The organism is Olivibacter sp. SA151, assembly GCF_054130995.1.
This window is the reverse complement of the sequence record NZ_CP096391.1, coordinates 4,480,859-4,499,688: the sequence shown is the minus strand read 5'-3', so window position 1 is coordinate 4,499,688 and position 18,830 is coordinate 4,480,859. Positions and strand designations below refer to the sequence as shown.

Annotated in this window: 17 protein-coding genes; 8 read left to right on the top strand and 9 right to left on the bottom strand. The window is 40.7% G+C overall.

Annotation, left to right across the window (positions count from 1 at the left end; all coding sequences use genetic code 11):
• Window positions 1-119 precede the first annotated feature (119 nt).
• Window positions 120-1,250 (bottom strand): tRNA guanosine(34) transglycosylase Tgt, encoded by a 1,131-nt coding sequence (tgt, locus tag M1D52_RS18485; protein WP_377612221.1) that lies wholly within the window; start codon window positions 1,248-1,250, stop codon window positions 120-122.
• Between the two features lie 165 nt (window positions 1,251-1,415).
• On the opposite strand from tgt, the gene M1D52_RS18480 reads away from it, so the two are divergent.
• The 3 genes from M1D52_RS18480 to dprA all read left to right on the top strand — a co-directional run bounded on the left by M1D52_RS18480 (window position 1,416) and on the right by dprA (window position 4,371).
• Window positions 1,416-2,540: a glycosyltransferase gene (locus M1D52_RS18480; RefSeq protein ID WP_437393323.1), complete on the top strand. Its 1,125-nt coding sequence runs from the start codon at window positions 1,416-1,418 to the stop codon at window positions 2,538-2,540.
• A gap of 20 nt (window positions 2,541-2,560) precedes the next feature.
• Window positions 2,561-3,196, top strand: coding sequence for a 16S rRNA (guanine(527)-N(7))-methyltransferase RsmG (gene rsmG, locus M1D52_RS18475; RefSeq protein ID WP_013665795.1), 636 nt, complete (start codon window positions 2,561-2,563; stop codon window positions 3,194-3,196).
• A gap of 80 nt (window positions 3,197-3,276) precedes the next feature.
• On the top strand, window positions 3,277-4,371 hold the full coding sequence (dprA, locus tag M1D52_RS18470; protein ID WP_289553665.1) for a DNA-processing protein DprA: 1,095 nt from the start codon (window positions 3,277-3,279) through the stop codon (window positions 4,369-4,371).
• Between the two features lie 15 nt (window positions 4,372-4,386).
• On the opposite strand, the gene M1D52_RS18465 is transcribed toward dprA, so the two are convergent.
• From M1D52_RS18465 to M1D52_RS18445, 5 genes are all read right to left on the bottom strand, one after another.
• Complete coding sequence (locus M1D52_RS18465) at window positions 4,387-4,536, bottom strand: hypothetical protein (RefSeq protein WP_165447021.1); 150 nt, start codon at window positions 4,534-4,536, stop codon at window positions 4,387-4,389.
• Between the two features lie 59 nt (window positions 4,537-4,595).
• Window positions 4,596-5,984, bottom strand: coding sequence for an MBL fold metallo-hydrolase (locus M1D52_RS18460; protein WP_013665798.1), 1,389 nt, complete (start codon window positions 5,982-5,984; stop codon window positions 4,596-4,598).
• Window positions 5,985-6,001: 17 nt separating this feature from the next.
• A complete protein-coding gene (locus M1D52_RS18455; protein ID WP_130857034.1) occupies window positions 6,002-7,834 on the bottom strand; it encodes an ABC transporter ATP-binding protein in 1,833 nt (610 codons plus the stop codon).
• A 76-nt stretch (window positions 7,835-7,910) separates the two neighbouring features.
• A complete protein-coding gene (locus M1D52_RS18450; protein ID WP_437362646.1) occupies window positions 7,911-8,423 on the bottom strand; it encodes a hypothetical protein in 513 nt (170 codons plus the stop codon).
• Window positions 8,424-8,502: 79 nt separating this feature from the next.
• Entirely contained in the window at window positions 8,503-9,291 is a 789-nt protein-coding gene (locus M1D52_RS18445; RefSeq protein ID WP_130857036.1) for an SAM hydrolase/SAM-dependent halogenase family protein, read from the bottom strand.
• A 264-nt stretch (window positions 9,292-9,555) separates the two neighbouring features.
• Here M1D52_RS18445 and M1D52_RS18440 point away from each other — a divergent pair, with 264 nt between their 5' ends.
• The 4 genes from M1D52_RS18440 (at window position 9,556) to M1D52_RS18425 (ending at window position 12,995) form a co-directional block, all read left to right on the top strand.
• Window positions 9,556-10,518, top strand: coding sequence for a PhoH family protein (locus M1D52_RS18440; protein ID WP_013665802.1), 963 nt, complete (start codon window positions 9,556-9,558; stop codon window positions 10,516-10,518).
• Window positions 10,519-10,729: 211 nt separating this feature from the next.
• Window positions 10,730-11,686 carry a phosphoribosylaminoimidazolesuccinocarboxamide synthase gene (locus M1D52_RS18435; protein WP_013665803.1) on the top strand — a complete coding sequence of 319 codons (957 nt, stop codon included), beginning with the start codon at window positions 10,730-10,732 and terminating at the stop codon, window positions 11,684-11,686.
• 11 nt (window positions 11,687-11,697) lie between these two features.
• Window positions 11,698-12,087 carry an STAS domain-containing protein gene (locus tag M1D52_RS18430; protein WP_013665804.1) on the top strand — a complete coding sequence of 130 codons (390 nt, stop codon included), beginning with the start codon at window positions 11,698-11,700 and terminating at the stop codon, window positions 12,085-12,087.
• Window positions 12,084-12,995 carry a ribonuclease Z gene (locus M1D52_RS18425; RefSeq protein ID WP_149105397.1) on the top strand — a complete coding sequence of 304 codons (912 nt, stop codon included), beginning with the start codon at window positions 12,084-12,086 and terminating at the stop codon, window positions 12,993-12,995. The genes M1D52_RS18430 and M1D52_RS18425 overlap by 4 nt, the downstream gene beginning before the upstream one ends.
• A gap of 3 nt (window positions 12,996-12,998) precedes the next feature.
• Here the strand turns inward: M1D52_RS18425 and M1D52_RS18420 are convergent, their stop codons facing one another.
• The 3 genes from M1D52_RS18420 to M1D52_RS18410 all read right to left on the bottom strand — a co-directional run bounded on the left by M1D52_RS18420 (window position 12,999) and on the right by M1D52_RS18410 (window position 15,918).
• Window positions 12,999-13,970, bottom strand: a complete 972-nt coding sequence (locus M1D52_RS18420; protein ID WP_013665806.1) for an MlaD family protein — start codon at window positions 13,968-13,970, stop codon at window positions 12,999-13,001.
• A gap of 191 nt (window positions 13,971-14,161) precedes the next feature.
• Complete coding sequence (locus M1D52_RS18415; RefSeq protein WP_013665807.1) at window positions 14,162-15,046, bottom strand: N-acetylmuramoyl-L-alanine amidase family protein; 885 nt, start codon at window positions 15,044-15,046, stop codon at window positions 14,162-14,164.
• On the bottom strand, window positions 15,046-15,918 hold the full coding sequence (locus M1D52_RS18410) for an N-acetylmuramoyl-L-alanine amidase family protein (RefSeq protein WP_437393324.1): 873 nt from the start codon (window positions 15,916-15,918) through the stop codon (window positions 15,046-15,048). The genes M1D52_RS18415 and M1D52_RS18410 overlap by 1 nt, the downstream gene beginning before the upstream one ends.
• 203 nt (window positions 15,919-16,121) lie before the next feature.
• Here M1D52_RS18410 and M1D52_RS18405 point away from each other — a divergent pair, with 203 nt between their 5' ends.
• Complete coding sequence (locus M1D52_RS18405) at window positions 16,122-18,821, top strand: putative LPS assembly protein LptD (RefSeq protein WP_377612211.1); 2,700 nt, start codon at window positions 16,122-16,124, stop codon at window positions 18,819-18,821.
• Window positions 18,822-18,830: the final 9 nt, after the last annotated feature.

The window sequence follows — 18,830 nt, the reverse complement described above, 5'->3', positions numbered from 1 at the left end:
GCTAGATGGGGTTTGCGCTACTCGTAACCAAGCCAATAACGGACAACCAACAACCAATAACCAATAACTAATAACGAGCAACCAATAACTAACAACCAACAACCAACAACTAACAACTACTATAACCGTTCTCCCAACTGTTTAACCATTTTGTTTTTCCATTCGTAAAACGTTCCTTCCAGAATTTTAGTACGGGCCTCCTGTACTAACCAAAGGTAGAAATGCAGGTTATGTAAAGTAGCTATCTGAGCGCCTAAAAGTTCCTTCGAGTGAATTAAATGGCGTAAATAGGCCTTACTATAGAACAGGTCGGTATGCAAATCGCTATCCGGATCTATTGGCGAGAAATCCGCCTCCCATTTCTTGTTTTTGATATTGATAATGCCATTTCTTGTAAATAACATGCCATTTCGGGCGTTGCGTGTAGGCATAACACAATCAAACATGTCAATACCCAAAGCGATATTTTCTAAAATGTTAATAGGTGTACCCACTCCCATTAGATAGCGTGGTTTGTCAAGAGGTAAGATTGCGTTTACCACCTCTGTCATCGCATACATTTCCTCGGCTGGTTCACCTACGGATAATCCTCCAATAGCATTTCCGTCACGACCGAATGAAGCGATCGTTTCCGCCGATTTTTCCCGAAGATCTCTATATACCGATCCTTGCACAATTGGAAAAAGTGTTTGCTCGTAACCATATAAGGGATCAGTGTTATCAAATCGATCGCAGCATCTTTTTAACCAGCGATGTGTCATATCAAGCGATCTTTTTGCATAGCGATAGTCACAAGGGTAAGGAGTGCATTCGTCGAAAGCCATGATGATGTCAGCGCCGATAATGCGTTGCGTATCCATTACATTTTCAGGTGTAAAGAGGTGTTTCGATCCGTCAATATGAGAACGAAACGTGACGCCTTCTTCTTTGATTTTCCGCACCTCGGTAAGGGAATATACCTGATAACCTCCACTGTCGGTTAATATGGGCTTGTCCCAACCATTAAATTTATGTAATCCACGGGCAGCCTGTATGACATCAAGACCTGGCCTCAAATACAAATGATAGGTGTTGCCCAAAATTATTTGCGCTTGTATATCTTGTTTCAGTTCGTGTTGATGGACACCTTTTACTGAACCGGCCGTGCCAACGGGCATGAAGATAGGTGTTTGAATCGTACCATGTGCGGTGACTAATTCGCCGGCGCGAGCCTTCGAATTTTTATCAGTGGATTGTAGTGTAAATTTCATTTAAGGAATTGCCCTTAGCAAAAAATATTTAGTTTGCAAACTTAGACAAAATGCAATGATTATGCAATCTCTTCGCGCAGGTCATTTTTTGCTTGAGTTCATTTGATTGCGTATGCTACCAATTTTATCTAAGTTTGCAGCCACATACTACTATAATCAGATACTTTGGAACAATATTTACACCTTGTTTTACCGGCGTTGTTGAGCGCTTCCTTGATTATTCAACTGTACCACACATTCTTTGTTCAGGGACTTTTAGGGCGTTATCCCGTGGATGATTTAAAAAGAGATACAATATATCCCCCTTTGTCCGTTATCATTTGCGCGCGGAATGAGGAAAGTAATCTGCGTCTATATCTTTCGGAAGTATTGGAGCAAGATTATCCGCAATTCGAAGTAATTGTTGTAAATGATGGATCAAGTGATGATTCTAACTGGGTTTTAAAAGAATTTCAGGCCCGTTACCCATACCTACGTACCGTGGAGATCCGCGACCAAGGTCGAAATCGACAAGGAAAGAAATTTGCCGTCACCTTAGGCGTCAAGGGTGCTCAGTATGAACACTTGGTATTGACGGATGCCGATTGTTTTCCGCAAACTGATCAATGGCTAAAATGTATGGCCCGGCAGTTTAGGCCCGGTATAGAGATTGTGTTGGGATATTCACCCTATACACGTGCTTCCGGTTTTTTAAATAAGTACGTTCGATTTGAAACTTACCAAACGGCATTGAATTATTTGTCGAACGCGTTAAGAAAGAATGCTTATATGGGAGTTGGAAGAAACCTTGCCTATACAAAATCCCTGTTTTTTAAAAAGAAAGGCTTCGCTTCTCATATGCATATTCCTTCAGGAGATGATGACCTTTTTGTGAATCAAAATGCTACGAAAAGTAACGTGGCCATCTGCGTAGCACAGGAGGCGCATGTTTGGAGCACACCTAAGAGCACTTACAAAGACTACCAGCGTCAGAAAAACAGACATTTCGGTGCTGGAAAAGCTTATAAGGGCAAACATAAATTGATGCTTACTTTCCAAGCTTTCAACGCGGTGGCGTTTTATTTGCTTATAATCCTTATATTGGTTTTACAGCCTCGCTTTTGGCTTCTTGCCGTAAGCGTCTATTGTTTCCGCTTACTATGCCAATTACTCGTTAATATCCCAATCATGAAACGTTTGCAGGTAAAAGACCTCATATGGTGGTATCCGCTAATGGATCTTTTACATTTTATATACATCTCAGTCATGGGCGTTTTTGCTCTATTCAAGAAAAATGTTCAGTGGAAATAAGGCTCTAAAAAACGACGAATATGGAAAATACATCTCCCGCAATCATCTATAAATACTTCAAAGAACTAACAGCTATTCAAAAAGAGCAAATTGATCGTTTACAGGATTTATATGCCTTTTGGAATGCGCAGATTAATGTAATTTCCAGAAAAGACATCGATAGTTTGTATGAACGACATGTGCTACATTCCCTAGCTATTGCGAAATTGGTTTCTTTCAAGGCTGGAGCAACCATTCTAGATGTAGGCACGGGAGGAGGCTTTCCGGGTATACCTTTGGCTATACTGTTTCCGCAAACACAGTTTCTTCTAGTGGATTCGATTGGGAAAAAAATTAAGGTGGTGAAAGAAGTGGCGAATGCTTTAGGGCTTACGAATATACAAACGAGTCATTCACGCGCTGAGCAAACTCCGGGTAAGTTCGACTTTGTCATTTCGAGGGCAGTTACCCGCTTAGGCGAATTTTATCCGTGGGTGCGGAATAAATTTAAGAAGGACTCATTACATGCCTTTCCCAATGGAATTCTGTATCTAAAAGGAGGAGATTTAACAGAAGAAATTGCCGAGTCAAAATTACATACTGAATTGTTCCCAATCGCTGACTTTTTTGATGAGGAATTTTTTGAAACGAAATATGTGGTTTATATAGAAGGTTGATTTTTAAGAGTTTCACGTGGAATGTTTGATGTTCAAGCCTTTTTTTCTATTTTAGGCTTTTACTAAAAACCTATCAATTCATGAAACTCGTTTATCAGTTGGCACTGACCCAAATTAAAGGGGTTGGAAATACCCTAGCTAAGCAATTAATCGATCATTGTGGAAGTGCAGAGGAAGTGTTCCGATCATCTAAAAAACAGCTGATGCTTATTCCCGGGATCGGAGAGCGAGTCGCCGGGAATATTCTTCATAAAGAGGTGATGAACGCAGTAGAGAAGGAAGTTGCTTTCATTGATAAACATAAAATCAAGGTTTTGTTTTGGTCAGAACCGGAATACCCGGTCAAACTAAAGCAATGCATTGATGCACCGGTCTTACTATATTTTAAGGGGAATGCCAATCTTCAAACCAAAAAAGTAATAAGCATTGTAGGTACCCGTAATGCAAGCGAGTATGGCAAAAGCATCTGTGAAGAATTTGTGGCATCCTTTAGACAAGAAGACGTACTTGTCGTAAGTGGCCTAGCGCACGGCATTGATAGCTTCGCTCATGAGGCTTGTCTAAAAAACCAGATTGCCACTGTTGGGGTACTTGGGCATGGCTTGGATCGTATCTACCCCGCAATTAATCGGACCTTAGCTACTGACATGTTAAAAAATGGAGGATTATTAACAGAATATCCTTCAGGCACCAATCCAGATAGACAAAACTTTCCCTCGCGCAATCGAATTATCGCGGGATTGGCAGACGTCACGGTGGTTGTCGAGGCAACCATTAAGGGAGGGGCATTGATTACTGCGGAGATTGCGAATGCCTATAATCGTGACGTATGTGCATTTCCAGGAGATATCAAACGGCAATCTTCCTCGGGTTGTAACCATCTCATCAAAACCCATCGTGCCCATCTCATCAGTTCGGCGAAAGATTTAGCTTATTTAATGAATTGGGACCTCACTAGCGAAAAAAAAGAAGAGAAGCAGCTAAGTCTTGAAATAATCCTGAACCCGGAAGAAAAACACGTATTCGATATTGTGAAAGAAAGTGGGGCTATAGGGATTGATGCGCTAGCCTATAAAACAAATCTTACCCAGAGTAAGCTGGCGATTCTTCTATTAGAACTGGAAATGAAAGGGGTCTTAATCGCTTTGCCGGGAAAGATGTATAGAACTCCCTAGTCTGATAAGGACGTTTTACAATGAATTAATCAGCGTCCAATAACGCCAACCTAAAATGGCCTTTTGAATCTTATTCAATTGACCGGGATCTTTATGAACCAAACTCGGTAAGATCAATTTATTGACACCAACCAGTACTTTAAATATTCTTTTTCTGAGTCCCATACTGAATAAACAAGTTGACTGGTACATTGTTTCCAGATCAACACTTTACTTGGATATGCTTAAAGTGCAAAGGAATCTCCTTTTGACGGTATCTCAACCTGATAGCCTTTTCCAACGAGATCCGCCTCCAGTGCTTGCATACTGCTCAAATCGCCGTGTACCAAAAAAATCTTCTTCAAACTCTGATTATCGTGTGCTGAAATCGTATTCACCAGATCATGATGATCCGCATGTCCGCTTAAACAATCTGTTTGTTTGATCGATGCAAAAACGGAAAGTTCCCGACTTCTTATCTTTACAATGGAATCACCTCGAAGCAAGCGATGTCCTAAGGTCCCTTTGGCGCAGTATCCTATAAAAAGGATAGTACAATAAAAATTTTGAATATTTTCGTATAGGTGATCCTGTATTCTTCCTCCTTCCAGCATACCCGCAGATGAAACGATAATACAAGGATCGTAATAATTCGAGATATCCTTGCTTTCATCCAGGTTTTCAACATATTTTAGATTTTCAAAAGAGAATTGGTCGCCTTCTCTTGCATAAAAACGCTGTGCCTCTTCATTTAAAAGGTGGTAGTATTTTCGATAAACTTCTGTCGCATAATTGGCAAGCGGACTATCCACAAAGATCTGTACGGGAGGTAAAAGTCCTTCTGAAAAAATGCGATTAAGACTGTATACCAATGCTTGTGTCCGACCTACACTAAATGCGGGTATAATCAATTTACCGGGTGTTTTAATACAGGTCTCTTTTATTGTATTGATTAAAACTTCTGTGAAATCCTGATCGGTATGGTGGCGTCCGCCATAGGTAGACTCGCACACTAAATAATCAACTGGCGGAAGGGGTTGGGGATCCGGCAATATGGGATAGTTTTTTCGACCCAAGTCTCCTGAAAAAGCTATTTTCTTTGTCTGCCCGTTTTCCTCAATCTCTAGAATTGCCGCCGCCGCGCCTAATAGGTGCCCCACAGGAATCAGGGTTAATGTAATGTTGCCTGTTATTCGAAACGGTTTATGAAAAGGAATCGTCACAAAACGTTCGACAGCATCCATTACATGCTTTTGTAAATACAACGGCTTATTATACCTTGTAAAGGTTTTCTTTCCTCGTTTTACTTTTCTCTTTTCTTGTTTAAGAAAGATATTTACGGAATCCAGCATAAGTAATTCGCTTAGTGCTGCGGTAGGAGAGGTGCTTAGAATCTGTCCTTGAAATCCCGAACGGATAAGTGTAGGAATATTTCCCGAATGATCAATGTGCGCATGTGTTAATATAAGGACATCAATTTCGGACGGATGGAAAGGAAAGTGCTCGTTATCTTCCAAACTGACAGAAGGTTCGTAATTCAAACCGCAATCAATCAGTATTTTATAACCTTCTATTTCTAAGAGGTGCATGCTTCCCGTTACTTGTTGAGCCGCACCCCAAAACGTTAAATTCATATTTTTAGCAGTTCAGACTATCCGTTCACTTTTTCTTGTTGAAGATGGCTAAGATAACGATATAATCCTGTTTCACGTTGAATAAGTTCGCTGTGCGTACCGCATTCAATTACCCGGCCCTTTTCGATAACAATAATCTTGTTCGCTTCCCGTATGGTGGAAAGACGGTGAGCAATAATGATCGAGGTACGGTTTTTCATCAGTTCTTCTAAGGCGTTCTGAACTAAGCGTTCTGATTCGGAATCGAGCGATGAAGTGGCTTCATCCAATATAAGAATGGCGGGATCTTTCAACAGTGCCCGCGCAATGGCTATACGCTGGCGCTGCCCACCGGATAGCTTCACACCCCTTTCTCCCACCAAGGTATCATAACCTTCTGGGAAACCCATAATAAAATCGTGTGCATTGGCACGTTTGGCGGCGGCGATTACTTCTTCTGCGTCAGCCTCTAACTTACCATAGGCAATATTTTCACGTATAGATCCTCCAAAAAGCAAAACATCTTGTGGTACAATGGCTACTTGATTTCTTATATCGGTTAACCGATAACTTTCTGCTTTTTTTCCATCAAACAAAATATCGCCTTCCTGTGGTTGGTAAAATCCAAGGATAAGTGATGCCAACGTAGATTTACCGGTACCGCTTGGGCCCACTATGGCTATTTTTTCACCGGCATGGGCGCTGAAAGATATATCTTTTAGAACCGTAATTTCGCTTCTTGAGGGGTAGGCGAACTGTACATGGTGAAACGCGAGATCACCTTTTATACGTTGTTTTATCTCGTTTTCCTCTGGAATTATAGAAACGTTTTCCCTCTTTTCTTCTAACAATTCGATAACGCGCTCTGTGCTGCCTACGGCTTTTTGTACATTGGCGTACAATTCAGGAAAGCTGCCCATAGAACCTGCTACAAATAAAGAAGAGATAATATAGGTAGTAAGGTTTCCAACCGAGAGTTCGCCGGTAGCGATGAGCGAAGAGCCATACCAGATAACACTTACGACTGCACCGAAAATACAAAAAAGAATAAAGGAGGCAAATAAACCGCGATAACTTGCTCCTCGTAGGGCTAATTGCACAACGGCTTTCAGCGAATTCTGATAACGATTCGCTTCATAAGCCTCATTGACAAAAGCTTTTACATTGCTGATACCCTGGAGTGTTTCTTGAACGATGGTGTTCGATTCGGCCAGCTTGTCTTGTGCCTTCCGTGATAAATTACGGATAAATTTACCGAAAAAAACTGCGATGATGACGATAACAGGTAAAATGGATAGGTTGAGCAAGGTGAGCTTGACCGATACAATAAATAAAAAGCTTACGCCGCCAACCAAGAGAATGCTTTGTCGGATCATCTCTGCAAAGGTGGTGGTCATAGTATCCTGTATCTGTGACAGATCAGCTGATAATCGACTATTCAATTCGCCTACTCTTCTATTGGCAAAAAAATCCATCGGAAGCGTAATCAGATTAAAATAAGTATCACGCCTGATATCGGCCAAGGTCTTTTCGGCAACTTCTACAAAGAGCCGGATACGAAAGAAAGATACAAAAGATTGAAAGAACAAAATGGCGAATGCAATAAGACCGATCACTTTAATACTTGCAGGAATAAAGGCTAAACCCTGTTTTCCCTGAGCCGCATCTACCATACCGCCCATGAGCGCCGGGAATGCCAACAAGGAGATACTGGACAAAAATAGAAAAAACAAACCCAGAATAAACTTCAAACGATAAGGTCTAAGGTATCTTAAAAGTTTCTTTACGTTGCGGAGTGATGTTTTGTTGATTTTTGTTTTAGGTAGTTCATCGGTAATTCCGTTTCCACTATTTAATCGAGCACGTGCCATTAATCGAATTATCGGTTTTAAAATAACTTAACATGCAAAGGTAGTGACATAAAAGGGCATGCCTATCACTGTAAAGTCAATTTTTTTTTCGCTTAACTAATAAAAATGATACCGTTGCCAGTGCTAAAAAAGCAATGATGAGCACATTGAGATAGACACTGTTCTGTCTTTTTAAAACATTTACTTCTTCCAGGAGCTGTTCTTGGCTTTTCCGGAGTTTACTGATGGTATTGATATAGCCGGTAATGCGAGAGCCGGATTCCAATGCTTTATTTTCTACTGTTTGCTTTTCAATATCTTTGAAATCCAGTAATGCTTTGGTTTCTTTAAATATATTGTTATCCGTCTTTACAATTTCTTTGAGTATATCAATGGATGCTTGCATATCTTTCTTGGTTTTCAATCCAAAAATGCCTGATCGGGCCCGTAGGCTAGCATCAAATTCACCGAAGCGTTGGCTTCGTTGATCCAATAATCGATTTACCTTTGCCCTTTGTCTTTCATAGGCTGTGCTATCTTCTTGAAGGGACGCAAAGCAATCGTTCATGCTGAGCGTAAATACTAAAATTGTGATTAATTTGTATTTCATTTTCGTTAAAGTATATCAGGAAGTCGGAATAAACTCATACCCGATTAATCTATATGTCTTTTAGCTTATCACGTAAAGCCTATTGCCTTACCGGCTTAAACTCTATGCGAATAATGTCTCCCACCTGTAGACCGAGAAGGCCGCTAGCATTTCCTTTATTAATTGCGATTTCAAGATGATTGCTAATTCCAAAAAGACATAATTTTTCACCCTCCGGTACCTCGTTATAATGCCAGCTTAAGTGTTTTATGGATTCATTGCGACGAAAAAATAGCTCAAAATCCCGATTTTGCTGTATTTGGTTGAAAAGCTCTTTACTGATATTGGTAATAACATTTTGAAAAGAATCGACATAAATAACACTTCCTCTAATGGTGTCGCCGTCTATAATGGGTTGAATAATAACTCTTTTGACAAGCGAATTCACAGGATCTCCGATGTCTTCCATAGTTCCGCCCTTGGCTAAATGGGTTGCCGCTTTGGCGAAGATATCGGTAAGAGGAAAATGTAGAAACTTTAAATCCTGCATGATATTAAGTTCAACGGCCTTCTCCGGATCACCATCGAGTAGCAAAGAAAATATACCGTTATCAGCCCCCACAAAGTAGTGGCCTTTATACTTGACGGCTAAATATCGTGTATCTTTATTAAAGACGGAGTCAATACCGATTAAGTGAACGGTGTCTTTTGGGAAATATCGGTATGCATTTTTTAAAACAAAGGCGGCTTGTTGTATATTGAAGGGAGCGATATCATGGGACACATCTACCAACCTGACAGTGGGGTATAAACTGATAATACTCCCTTTTAGTGCAGCTTGGTAAAAGTCTTTATGTCCTAAATCTGTGGTTAACGTAATGATGCCCATATCTAAATCTCAGTCCGCTGATAAAATCCCATTTTGCTCCGGAAGGGAGTATTTTAGTATGATTACTATTGATGCAAATACTTTTTTTTATGCACTATAATTAGTAATCTTGCGTAGGGATTTTAAGGTGCAAACCTAGCATGAATTTTTCATATTTAGTTGTGAATATTTCCAAAAATATAAAAAATCCGGTAAGCAGTTATCCGCTAGCATAAAAAGAAAGAGCGCTTAGGAAAAAAGCATAAAAAACAAATAAGGCAAAATTTGAACGAATTACGAATTACATTGGAACAGGTGGATCCAGCATTGTTATGGGGCCCCCAGAACGAGCATTTTGAATTGATACGCAAGTACTTTCCGAAATTGAAATTGATAGCTCGTGGCACTGAACTGAAGGTTCTTGGCGATCCGGAAGAGATTAATATCTTTAAAAATAAGTTTGAAGCGATCATCGGACATCTGGAAAAATATAACCATATCAATTACAACGATATCGAGACGGTGTTGGGTGCGACGCCGGCTGTGGTAGAGAAGGAGAGTATCGTAGAGAAAGCAGCTGCTCCTTTTGGAGGAGAACCTATTGTATTCGGTCCCAACGGTATTGTTGTCAAAGCTCGGACCGCCAATCAGCGTAAAATGGTAGATAGTATCCTCAAGAACGACATCCTTTTTGCCATTGGTCCTGCCGGAACGGGAAAGACCTACACCGCAGTGGCCTTGGCTGTGCGGGCGTTGAGAAATAAAGAGGTGAAGCGCATTATATTAACACGTCCTGCCGTTGAAGCCGGCGAAAATCTGGGCTTCTTGCCGGGCGATCTAAAAGAAAAGGTGGATCCTTATTTGCGGCCGCTTTACGATGCGTTAGATGATATGATCCCGGCCGAAAAACTCAAGATGTACTTGGAAAATCGAACAATAGAAGTTGCGCCATTGGCATTTATGCGTGGAAGAACCTTGGACAATTGCTTTGTGATTTTGGACGAAGCTCAAAACACAACGGAAATGCAATTGAAAATGTTCTTGACCCGGATGGGCCCGACGGCTAAATTCATCGTAACGGGCGATGTGACGCAAATCGATTTACCAAAAAAGCAACAGTCGGGTTTGCATAATGCCCTAAAGCTTTTAGATGATATAGAAGGTATTGATATCATCCATTTGAGTGGGGGAGACGTGGTTAGGCATAAACTGGTGAAACGTATTCTGGAAGCTTACGGAGATATCTAGTCAATTAGTCTACTTGTTACTAGTTGAGTTGTGGAGCAGTTGAGCGGTGAATTAGGTAATACATCAATTAGCCGATTAGCCAGTGGAAATGAGCATAAAGCCTTGAGTGCTCCTCGTTCCCAACTTGAAGAAAGAAGTTTTATGCCAGGCAGGCCATCCCTCCGGAGGCAGGCTTTTGAATTTTGAATTTTTACTTTTTAATTGAATAACAGTGAATGCGATAAAGGAAACTCATTTTACTTTTCCAAAACAAACGGCTTTTTATAAAGGGAAAGTTAGAGACGTTTATACGATAGATAATCAATATTTAGCCATGGTAGTATCCGATCGGATATCTGCCTTTGACGTTGTATTACCGAGAGCGATTCCGTATAAAGGGCAAGTGCTCAATCAGATTGCCGCTAAATTTCTGAAAGCCACCGAGGATATTTTGCCGAACTGGGTAATTGACGTACCGGATCCGAGTGTTACTATTGGAAAAATCGCGGAACCCTTTAAAGTGGAGATGGTTATTCGTGGTTATTTATCCGGGCATGCTTGGCGTGAGTATGCGGCGGGGAGACGATCTGTTTGCGGGGAATCATTGCCGGAAGGATTGAAAGAGAATGATAAACTTCCGAAGCCAATTATTACGCCAACCACCAAGGCGACCGTAGGGCACGATGAAGATATTTCTCGGACCGAAATTTTAAAGCAAGGCATTGTAAGTGAGGGGGATTACGTGAAATTGGAGAAATATACCCACGCTCTTTTCGAAAGAGGCACAGAAATTGCAGCTGCTCAAGGACTGATTTTAGTAGACACTAAATATGAATTCGGGAAAATCGGAGATCAAATCATTTTAATTGATGAAATCCACACACCTGATTCCTCACGGTATTTTTATAAAGAAGGCTATGATGAGCTGCAGAAGGAAGGAAAGCCCCAACGCCAACTTTCGAAAGAATTTGTAAGGAAGTGGCTTATTGAAAATGGCTTTCAAGGGAAAGAAGGGCAATCTGTTCCCATGATGGATGATGAACTCGTGGCATCGATATCCGAACGGTATATCGAATTGTACGAACATATTACCGGTGAAAAATTTATTCGATACGAGATACAGCATATCGAAGAACGTGTAGAAAATAATATTAATAAAGCCCTCGACAGGTTATTGGAAAGGGGATAAAACCAATAGGTATGAAGTTTACAATTGATAAACATGAGCGTTATGTAGTAATTACCCCTCATGAGGAAGTGTTGGATGGTGTTACGGCACCTAAAATTAAGTCGGAATTTGTATTGTTGAATACTGACGGACAACGGAATATTGTGTTGGATTTAACCCATGCGAAAAGCGCTGATACATCTGGCTTACGTTGTGCGCTGACAGCACATAGGCTGTGTCATGCCGCGGGGGGTGTTTTTGTAATCTGCTGCGCGAATAAGGAAATTATGCAGCTTATCGAACTGTCTAACTTGAAAGAAGTGCTAAATGTGGTGCCTTCTTCTAATGAAGCAGAAGATCTCATCTTTATGGAAGAATTGGAAAGAGAGTTTAGGGGACAAGTGGCGACCGATGAAGAATGAGATTTGAGGTAACAATTCTTGGAAGCAATTCAGCTACACCTCTGTTTGGGCGCCATCACACGGCACAGATTCTGAACTGCAACGAGATTGTCAGTTTAATCGATTGCGGTGAAGGTACCCAATTGCAGCTCCAGCGATATGGGATCAAAGCCAACCGTATCAAGTATATTTTTATTTCGCATCTACACGGGGATCATTATCTGGGGCTTGTAGGTTTGATATCTTCTATGCATTTAAATGGAAGAAAGGAAGATTTGCATGTTTTCGGCCCGGAGGGGCTTAAAGAGATAATTGATCTCCAACTTCATTATTCTGAGACTTCTCTGCGATACAAGCTCGTTGTTCAGACGACCAGTCCGCATACGGCGGAAACGATTCTGTCTGATGCGAATTTTGAAGTGATGACTTTTCCTCTGAGTCATCGAATTAATTGCACTGGATTTTTATTTCGTGAAAAACAGCGGCTTCCACGTATAAACAAAGACGCCATTGCCGCATTGAACATCCCTACTCCTTATTATCCCTTGTTAAAACGAGGTATTGATTATACCGATAATGAAGGTAAGGTTCACCGCGCCGCAGACCTTACCACGCCTGCTCCTGTACCGCGTAGTTACGCATTCTGTTCAGATACGGTGAATATAAAAAGCTATTGGCCTTATATCGAAAAAGTTGATCTTTTATATCATGAAGCTACCTTTTTGCATGATATGTTAGAAAGAGCCGTAGAGACCTTTCATACTACCGCCTTACAGGCCGCAGAAATTGCAAAAGCCGTAGGTGCACGAAAGCTGGTTATTGGACATTTTTCTGCAAGGTATAAAGATTTACAACCGCTTTTAGATGAAAGCCGTACCGTATTTTCCAATACAGAATTGGCTATAGAAGGTGAAACTTTTGAAATTTAGCCCTTATTTCTTTTTTGATTCTTCCTTACCGTCTTTGTCCTTTTTTCCGAACACAGAAAAATGAACATACCTACTGGGATGCTCCCGCAGGTCAATCATCAAACAATCCAGATTTTTGGATGCATTATTTAGATTGTTGTAAAGCTCCTCGTCATTCAACAGCAAACCAACGGATCCTTTGCCGTTATTGATATTGTCAACAATATGTTGTAAATCAGCCACTGCTGCATTTGCATTTTGGATAGTTTGTTGAAAATTTGCTTTAGCCACTTGATCCGTGACACTTTCCATATTCGTTAGAATGGAAGTTATGCGCTCTCCATTATTTTTAAAATTAGCGGAGATGGATTCCACATTGCTTAAAATATTCGAGAGTTTGGTACGCTGCGTGCCCACGATCGCATCTACTTGTGCAGTTGTATGTTCTAACGTATTCAAGGTGTTAGCGATACTAGCAATGCTTCTGTTAAAGTTGCGTTGGAAATCCGCATTTATTGTGTTGTTTATCGAACTCAATACCGAATCCAAAACGGCAACCACTGCCTCTGCCTTTTTTTGTACCGGTTCCACCTGTTCCAAAATATTACGCTGAATGTTTGCCCGGAGCGTATCCCCGTCTTGGGCGTAATCCTTACTGTCTCCGAGTTCAAACACAATGGCTTTACCTCCCAAAAGGTCCGTGCTGGCAATCCTAGCTATCGTATTGGCCGGAATGGCGTAATCTTGATTGATCTTAAATTCAGTCAAGATCTCTCCGTTGGGTTGGAGACTCATCTTTGACACCCGGCCGATTTGATATCCATTTACCATAACCGGTTTGGAAACGCTCAATCCGTCTACTCGGTCATAGGAAGCATAAAATTTATTTTCACTGGTAAAAACATCATTGCCTTTTAGAAAACTGTATCCAATAATTAATACAGCAATGGCTACAGTAGCTAAAATGCCTACTTTGGTTTCGTTAGATATTTTCATTCAAATAATCTTTTTAAGGCAATGAAGCTGAGATGAGCTTTTGATTTTTTACGGTAGCTCATGCAGTTTTCATTGGGTAATGGTCTTTTTCGTTTTATATTTCGTGCCGCTCAATCATGTTTAACCGGCCAGGCTTAAAGCGACGAAAATTGTACACACTCTACCATGAACAACAATCCCCGCCAATTTGTTTAGTTTTCTGCCTGCCTCTTATAGCTTTTTATAGCGTTTAGTAAATTGGCTACGATTTCCGATTGACCTTGCGCAGAATTTAAATAGCGCTCTTCATCCGGATTACTGATAAAACCTACTTCGGTTAAGACCGCCGGCATACCAGCTCTTGCTAAAACGGCCAAGCTTAATTCTTTTACGCCCCTGCTGCCCCTCCCTGATTTCACATATTCTCCTTCGATAAATGAAGCTAATTTAATACTTTGATCCCGATAAGCATTCTTCATAAGTGAAAAAATAATATAGCTCTCCGGATCCTTCGGGTCGAAGCCGTCATAATTTTCCTGATAGTTTTCTTCCAACAACATAGATGCATTTTCACGAATTGCGGCGTCTTGCTCAGCCAATCGACCGGATCCCGATACAAAGGTTTCCGTCCCGCGGGTAGTGGTATTGGGAGTGCTCACGGTTTTGTAGATAGGCACCCTTTTACCGTTCCTTCTACGATAACCCGTCACGATTCGTTTTTTAATCGAAGGCATGGAATTGCAATGAATGGAAATGAACAAGTCGGCCTTTTTCTCATTGGCTAATCCGATTCGCTCATAGAGAGGGATAAAAACGTCCGAAGTACGGGTATAGATCACTTTCACATCTTTTAGCTCGCTTTGAATGGAACGTCCTAGTTTTAGCGCAATCTGGAGTGCAATATCCTTTTCCACCGAGGTTCTGCCTCGTGCGCCTATATCGTGTGCTCCATGACCCGCATCAATGACAATGGTCTTGATCCGAAAATCTTGATTTTCCGTGTTTTGCTGTAGGTCGCCAAGATAAAATTCGGCAGACCGCACGTTGAAGACGATAAAAAATGTGAAAAGGATAATGGATAATAGCTTTCTATACATTAGTTTTCAATCTGTTTTTTATAGTTTTTTATTGCGTTAACTAGGTTTTCGACAATTTCGGCTTGCCCTTTAGCCGAATTCATATAGTGTTCTTCTTCCGGATTACTTATAAAGCCCATTTCCGTTAAAACCGCAGGCATTCCTGCACGGGCAAGCACTGCCAAACTTTGCTCCTTAACACCGCGATCCAATCGCCCGGCCTTAATGTACTCATTTTGAATGAAAGTTGCCAGTTTTATACTCAAATCTCGGTACTGATTTTTCATTAAGGAAAATATAATATAACTTTCAGGATCTTTTGGGTCAAATCCGTCGTAGTTTTCCTGGTAGTTTTCCTCCAATAACATGGAGGCATTCTCCCGCATGGCAACATCCTGTTCGTCCAATCGTCCGTAACCGGAAACAAAGGTTTCTACACCGCTCACGGAAGTGTTTTGCGAACTAATCGTCTTATATACCGGTACACGTCTGCCCCGCTTATTTCTAACATATCGGGAAACCACCCGTCTGCTGGTATGTGGCATGGAATTACAATGAAGTGAAATAAAAAGGTCCGCCTTATTACGATTGGCAATACCGATGCGTTCATATAATTCTATAAAACTATCATCCGTTCGGGTATAAACGACCTTTACACCCTCAATCTCTTTTTCTATCGCTTTTCCCAATTTCAGGGCAACGGCTAAGGTGATATCCTTTTCCTTTGAAAAGGAACCATGTGTGTTTCCATCCCTCCCTCCATGACCGGCATCAATGACAATTGTTTTTATTTTATAGGTGTTATCATACTTATTTGTCGAACTTTGCGTTGGTATGTGTAATGAGAGTATTAAACAAATGGTTGCCGCAAATCTTGTTACAAACGTAATCATCCAAATCCGTAATCTTGTTTAAAATATATAATGCTATAAAGTTAATCTTATTGTATTAAATTGCTAATAAATGCTTTTATTGAAAACAATTGTAGCAATCGTAAATAAAAAACTGTTAAGTGAAGGAATAGCTATTGCAAGCTGCTATTGCTTTCACTAATTTTGGGCGCCTTAATTTTTTTATACTGCAAAAATAATATTCGTTGTCAAATTTGAAGTCTGTTAGCATCTTTTTTAAAGTTATTTTATTCCTCGCAGGCACAGCGATGCCATTATGGGCATCCGGACAGCAATTTATTGTGCAGGACAGCTTAGGCAGACCGCTAAATTTAACGCAAGATTCTGTTCGCCAAGACAGCATAAAACAAGACTCAGTCCGCCAAGATACGGTAAAAAAAGATGGTGAAGCAGGCGGACTCACTTCCGTGGTTTTGAGTAACGCCGAGGATTCCACTCGAACCGATCGAAAAAATAACCAACTTCATTTATATGGCAATGCGAAAATAAAGTATGAAGACATGGAGCTTACGGCTGACTACATCCGGATAGACAATAATACGCGTACGATGTTTGCCAGTGGTATGATCGATCATAATGGAAAATATAAAGGACGGCCTATTTTTAAAACGGCTACGGATCCACCCGTTACCGTCGATTCGTTAATCTTTAATTTCGATAGTAAAAAAGGTAAAACGTATGGGGTCTTTACCGAAATGGACGGCGCGTCCATTCAGGCAAAAGAAATAAAGAAGAATGAATATAATGAGCAGTTTATCAGACATGGCTTTTATAGTACCTGTAATTTGCCCTTTCCACACACGCACTTCGGTATTCAAATGAGTAAGGTTATCCTCACGGAGAACCAGGTAGTGTCAAAAAGTGCCTATATGGTGGTAGAGCAGGTCCCACTACGTTTTATCATGATTCCTTTCGGCTTTTTTCCAAAAACCAATAAAAGACAGTCGGGCATTTTGTTCCCAACTTTTGGAGAGGATTTCAGCAGGGGTTTTTTTATGCGCGATGCCGGATATTATATAGGAATAAATGATTATTGGGATGCTGAGCTACGAGGGAACCTGTACTCAAAGGGATCCTGGGAAGCTAACGCCCGTGTGCGCTATAAGAAAAACTATAAATACGATGGGGGATTTTCACTGCGCTACGCTTACACAAAAAACGGGGAAGAAAATACGCCTGGCTTTTCTCGTGCTAAAGACTTCAATATCACCTGGAACCACTCGCAAAGGCAGGAAGCTAATCCGGGTACAACTTTCAGTGCCAGTGTAAATGCCGGAACCGGTAGTTACTTTTCGAATACGGCTGCCGGCGGATCATATGATTACAATCAGATCACGCGGAATAACATGTCTTCCAGTATCGCTTATGGAAAGACTTTCGCCGATGGAAAAGTGAATTTCACTTCGTCCTTAAGCCATCGACAGGATATCAGTACCGGTGCTGTCAATCTCGAACTGCCAACTTTCAACTTAAATGTGGCTACCTTTAATCCTTTTGATTCAAAGGATCGAGTGGGAGAACAGAAGTGGTATCAGCGTATTACCATGGGCTATAGTATGCAGGGAAAAAACTCGATTAATGCGGGGGATAGTGTTCTGTTCACAAAAGAAACCTTGAAAAAAATGCAAAACGGAATACAGCATAATATTCCTATCAGCATGTCGCTCAATGTCGCCAAGTACTTTCAATTTAACACCAGCGTGAACTATACTGAACGTTGGTATTTCCAATCCATCCGTAAGTTCTATGACAATACGCCACAAGGTTATGAAGAAGTTACCGATACGGTGCAGGGCTTCAACAGAGCTTATGATTATAGCTTTTCCAGTGGATTTTCTACCAAGGTATACGGCCAAAAGAATTTTAAAGGAAAGCTGGCAGCCATTCGTCATGTAATTACACCTTCGATCAATTTTAACTATCGTCCCGACTTTTCTGAATCGAAATATGGCTTCTATCGTGAACAGCGTTATGCTGATGGTACACCCGTCTTGGATAATCAAGGTAGAATTCAAAAATATTCTATTTTCCAGAATGCAATTTACGGAACTCCCAGTGCGGGTCGATCAATGGGTATTGGTTTTTCAGTGGACAATAATATCGAAGCTAAAGTACGTAGTGAAGATGACACCACCGGGACGGGGTTTAAAAAGATCCGGATTTTACAAGGTTTGACCTTTAGTGGAAATTACAATTTTGTGGCCGATTCATTTAAGTTGTCTAATATCAGTTTTTCGGGTAGAACTGCACTTTTTGATGATAAACTGGGGCTGAATTTTAACGGTAGTTTTGATCCTTATCGCTATGAAACATACACAACGCCTGGGAGCTCAACAGTGAGTTATCGAAGGATAAATGAATATGCCATTAAAGGTGGACAGCTGGCAAGGCTTACTCAGTTTGGTTTATCGATGGACTTTAGTTTTAATCCGGCAGCTGCGAAAAGCAGAAATAACAACTTGGATGAAATGAATAAAAATAAAACCAATATGACGCCTGAACAACAACAGGAGTTGGCCCGAATCAGTTCTGATCCAAACGCTTTCGTCGATTTTAACATTCCCTGGAATATTGCAGCTTCTTTTAGTTTCCAATACAGCAAGCCTTTTGCAGAATCGCGTATAACCAGTACCATCAATCTGCATGGTGATTTTTCCATTACTCCGAAATGGAAGGTGCAATATAATACCGGTTATGATTTTCAAATGAAAAAACTTGCTTTAACCCAATTTAATATTTACCGGGATTTGCACTGTTGGGATATGTCTTTTGGCTGGGTGCCATTCGGTACTTATCGAAGCTATACTTTTAATATTCGGGTAAAAGCATCTATTTTACAAGATCTAAAATTGACCAAACGTAACGACTATTATAATAGCTTTTAGGTGTTAGCT

What these genes read in the sequence shown, in the direction of transcription:
- tgt (WP_377612221.1), bottom strand. Translation starts at nt 1,250, where the DNA reads ATGAAATTTACACTACAATCCACTGATAAAAATTCGAAGGCTCGCGCC.
- rsmG (WP_013665795.1), top strand. Translation starts at nt 2,561, where the DNA reads ATGGAAAATACATCTCCCGCAATCATCTATAAATACTTCAAAGAACTA.
- dprA (WP_289553665.1), top strand. Translation starts at nt 3,277, where the DNA reads ATGAAACTCGTTTATCAGTTGGCACTGACCCAAATTAAAGGGGTTGGA.
- M1D52_RS18465 (WP_165447021.1), bottom strand. Translation starts at nt 4,536, where the DNA reads ATGGGACTCAGAAAAAGAATATTTAAAGTACTGGTTGGTGTCAATAAA.
- M1D52_RS18460 (WP_013665798.1), bottom strand. Translation starts at nt 5,984, where the DNA reads ATGAATTTAACGTTTTGGGGTGCGGCTCAACAAGTAACGGGAAGCATG.
- M1D52_RS18455 (WP_130857034.1), bottom strand. Translation starts at nt 7,834, where the DNA reads ATGGCACGTGCTCGATTAAATAGTGGAAACGGAATTACCGATGAACTA.
- M1D52_RS18450 (WP_437362646.1), bottom strand. Translation starts at nt 8,423, where the DNA reads ATGAAATACAAATTAATCACAATTTTAGTATTTACGCTCAGCATGAAC.
- M1D52_RS18445 (WP_130857036.1), bottom strand. Translation starts at nt 9,291, where the DNA reads ATGGGCATCATTACGTTAACCACAGATTTAGGACATAAAGACTTTTAC.
- M1D52_RS18430 (WP_013665804.1), top strand. Translation starts at nt 11,698, where the DNA reads ATGAAGTTTACAATTGATAAACATGAGCGTTATGTAGTAATTACCCCT.
- M1D52_RS18425 (WP_149105397.1), top strand. Translation starts at nt 12,084, where the DNA reads ATGAGATTTGAGGTAACAATTCTTGGAAGCAATTCAGCTACACCTCTG.
- M1D52_RS18420 (WP_013665806.1), bottom strand. Translation starts at nt 13,970, where the DNA reads ATGAAAATATCTAACGAAACCAAAGTAGGCATTTTAGCTACTGTAGCC.
- M1D52_RS18415 (WP_013665807.1), bottom strand. Translation starts at nt 15,046, where the DNA reads ATGTATAGAAAGCTATTATCCATTATCCTTTTCACATTTTTTATCGTC.
- M1D52_RS18410 (WP_437393324.1), bottom strand. Translation starts at nt 15,918, where the DNA reads ATGATTACGTTTGTAACAAGATTTGCGGCAACCATTTGTTTAATACTC.